We start from the raw sequence: 3,292 nt of genomic DNA, 5'->3' as shown, positions 1-3,292 counted from the left end.
CAAAATCCGCGAAGGCGGAAGTCATCGCGGCAGCACTCAGCGGCGTGTCGTCTGCGTTGAGGGTCGTGTCGAAGCGCTCGGCGAGGATCGCTTCGACGGCGGCCGGCCATTTGCGGGTGACAATCAAACGCGGTTTCATCGAATTTCCTGCCGATCGACGGGCCGCCGCGATGCTTGCGCCGGCCCGATACAGACTTTCACTTGCGTTATGTGGCCTTCAGCGGCCGTCACGCCGCCTTCTTGGTCCGCGCCAGCGTGTCGGCCACGACCTCGCCAAAGGAGGCGGGAGTCGGCACGATGACGACGCCGGCTTCCTTCAGGATCTCGACCTTTTCCTGCGCCGACTCGCCGAAGGCGGAGATGATCGCGCCGGCGTGGCCCATGCGGCGGCCCTTCGGCGCCGAAAGCCCGGCGATGTAGGCGATCAGCGGCTTGCGCATGTTGTCGCGCGCCCAGATCGCGGCTTCGGCTTCCTGCGGACCGCCGATCTCGCCGATCATGACCACGGCGTCGGTATCCTCGTCGCGTTCGAAGAGCTGCAGGATGTCCTTGAAGGACGAGCCGTTGATCGGGTCGCCGCCGATGCCGACGCTGGTCGACACGCCGATGCCGAGCGCCTTCATCTGCGAGGCCGCCTCGTAGCCCAGCGTGCCGGAGCGGCCGACGATGCCGACGCGGCCGGGGAGGTAGATGCTGCCGGGCATGATGCCCATCAGCGCCTGTCCGGGCGTGATGACGCCGGCGCAGTTCGGACCGACGAGGCGCATGCGGTCCTCGAAGCGATAACGGCGCATGTAGCGCTTGACCTGCATCATGTCCTGCGACGGGATGCCGTCGGTGATGCAGACGCAAAGCTTGATGCCGGCGTCCGCCGCTTCCATGATCGAATCGGCGGCGAAGGGCGGCGGCACGAAGACAATGCTGGCCTCGGCGCGGGTCTCGCGCACGGCGCCCTTGACGGTGTTGAAGATGGGCAGGCCGAGATGGGTCTGGCCGCCCTTGCCGGGGGTGACGCCGCCGACCAGCTTGGTGCCGTAGCGCTTCATGTCCTCGGCATGGAAGCTGCCGATCTTGCCGGTGAAGCCCTGGACGATGACGCGGGTGCTGCGATTGAGCAGGATTGCCATTTTTTCGGTCTCCCTCAGGCTGCTTTTTTCTTCTTGGCGGCCGCGCGCCAGGCGGCGACGGCCTTTTCGGCGGCTTCGGCCAGCGTGTCGGCGACGATCACCGCCTCGCCGGAATCGGCCAGGATCTTGCGTCCTTCCTCGACCTTGGTGCCGGAGAGCCGCACCACCAGCGGCACGTCGACGCCGACTTCGCGGATCGCCTTGATGACGCCTTCGGCGACCCAGTCGCAGCGGTTGATGCCGGCGAAGATGTTGACCAGGATGGTCTCGACATTCTTGTCGCCGAGCACGGCGCGGAAGGATTTCGCCACCCGCTCCGGAGAGGCGCCGCCGCCGATGTCGAGGAAGTTGGCCGGCTCGCCGCCGGCGATCTTGATCATGTCCATCGTCGCCATGGCGAGGCCGGCGCCATTGATGATGCAGCCGATATTGCCCTCCAGGCCGACATAGGAAAGGCCGCGGTCACTGGCGAAGGTTTCGCGCGGGTCTTCCTGGCTCTTGTCGCGCAATTCGGAGATCTCCGGGCGGCGGAACAGGGCGTTCTCGTCGAACGACATCTTGGCGTCGAGCGCGACCAGGCTGCCGTCGCGGGTCACCACCAGCGGATTGATCTCCAGCATCGAGGCGTCGTAATCGCGGAACACCTGGTAGCAGCCGAGGATGGTTTCGGTCGCCTTGCCGATCAGATTGCTCTCGAGCCCGAGGCCGAAAGCGATCTCGCGCGCCTGGAAGCCCTGCATGCCGACGCCGGGATCGACCGTGGCGCGGATGATCGAATCCGGCTTCTTTTCGGAGATATCCTCGATCTCCATGCCGCCGGCGGCCGACGCCACGATCATGACGCGCTCTTCCTTACGGTCGAGCACGAAGCCGAGATAGAGCTCCTGGGCGATGTCGACCGCCTCCTCGAGATAGAGGCGCGAGATCAGCTTGCCGCGCGGGCCGGTCTGCTGGGTCACCAGCTTGCGGCCGAGCATGGCTTCGGCGGCGTTGGAGATTTCCTCGTCGTTGGCGCAGAGCTTGATGCCGCCGGCCTTGCCGCGCGCACCGGAGTGAACCTGCGCCTTCAGCACCCATCTCGAGCCGCCGATCTCGCGCGCCCGGTAGGTCGCCTGCTCGGGGCTGTAGGCGAGGCCGCCGCGCGGCACGTGCACGCCGTGGCGGGCGAGCAGTTCCTTGGCCTGATATTCGTGAATGTCCATTTTGTCCTCCGGTAATTCTCAGTGCGTCGCGGCCTGGCCAGCGCGCTCGATCGCCTCGCTGACCACCAGCACGTTGCGCGCCATGCGTTCCGACGCCGCGTCGATCATCTTGCCGTCGAGCGCAGCCGCGCCCTTGCCGAGCGCCTCCGCCTCCTTCAGCACCTCCAGGATGCGCCTGGCGCGGGTGACCTCTTTCTCCGGCGGCGAGAACACGTCGTTGGCGAGCGCGATCTGCGATGGATGGATCGCCCATTTGCCTTCGATGCCGAGTGCCGCGGCACGCCTTGCGGCCGCATTGTAGCCTTCGGGATCGGAGAAATCGCCGAACGGCCCGTCGATGGCGCGCAGGCCGTAGGCCCTGCAGGCGACAGTCATCCGCGACAAAGCGAAATGCCACTGGTCGCCGGGATAGTCGGGATTGAGGCCGCCGATGTTGACGGTGCGCGCCTTGTTGCTTGCGGCATAGTCGGCAACGCCGAAATGCATCGCTTCCAGCCGGCCCGGCGTGGCAGCGATCGCCTCGACATTGGCCATGCCGAGCGCTGTCTCGATCAGCGCCTCGAGGCCGACGCGAGTCTTGTAACCCTTGGCCATCTCAATCTGGTTGACCATGGCCTCGACCATATAGAGGTCGGCCGGGACGCCGACCTTCGGAACCAGGATGGTGTCCAGCCGATCGCCGGCCTGCTCCATGACGTCGACCACGTCGCGATACATGTAGTGCGTGTCGAGGCCGTTGATGCGCACCGAGACGGTCTTGCCCTTGGCGCGCCAATCGATGTCGTTGAGCGCCTCGATGATGTTCTTGCGGGCGCGCTCCTTGTCCGGCGGCGCGACCGCGTCCTCGATGTCGAGAAAGACGAAGTCGGCGGCGCTGTTCGCCGCCTTTTCGATCATCTCCGGGCTCGAACCCGGAACCGCCAGCTCGCTGCGCTGCAGCCGGAGCTTCTTCAGGTGGTTGAT

3 protein-coding genes are annotated in these 3,292 nt (G+C 66.0%); all 3 read right to left on the bottom strand.

Annotation, left to right across the window (positions count from 1 at the left end):
• Positions 1-227 precede the first annotated feature (227 nt).
• A complete protein-coding gene (sucD, locus tag EOA33_RS29120; protein ID WP_126054042.1) occupies positions 228-1,127 on the bottom strand; it encodes a succinate--CoA ligase subunit alpha in 900 nt (299 codons plus the stop codon).
• Positions 1,128-1,141: 14 nt separating this feature from the next.
• Entirely contained in the window at positions 1,142-2,329 is a 1,188-nt protein-coding gene (locus EOA33_RS29115) for a malate--CoA ligase subunit beta (protein WP_126054043.1), read from the bottom strand.
• An 18-nt stretch (positions 2,330-2,347) separates the two neighbouring features.
• Positions 2,348-3,292, bottom strand: a 945-nt coding sequence (locus EOA33_RS29110; RefSeq protein WP_281033574.1) for a CoA ester lyase, incomplete at its 5' end; no start/stop codon positions are given.

The organism is Mesorhizobium sp. M4A.F.Ca.ET.050.02.1.1 (genome assembly GCF_003997725.1).
Classification (GTDB): Bacteria; Pseudomonadota; Alphaproteobacteria; order Rhizobiales; family Rhizobiaceae; genus Mesorhizobium.
This window is presented reverse-complemented; position numbering and strand designations above follow the sequence as displayed.

Excerpts from the sequence above, each read along its gene's own strand:
- sucD (WP_126054042.1), bottom strand. The coding sequence starts at position 1,127 with ATGGCAATCCTGCTCAATCGCAGCACCCGCGTCATCGTCCAGGGCTTC.
- EOA33_RS29115 (WP_126054043.1), bottom strand. The coding sequence starts at position 2,329 with ATGGACATTCACGAATATCAGGCCAAGGAACTGCTCGCCCGCCACGGC.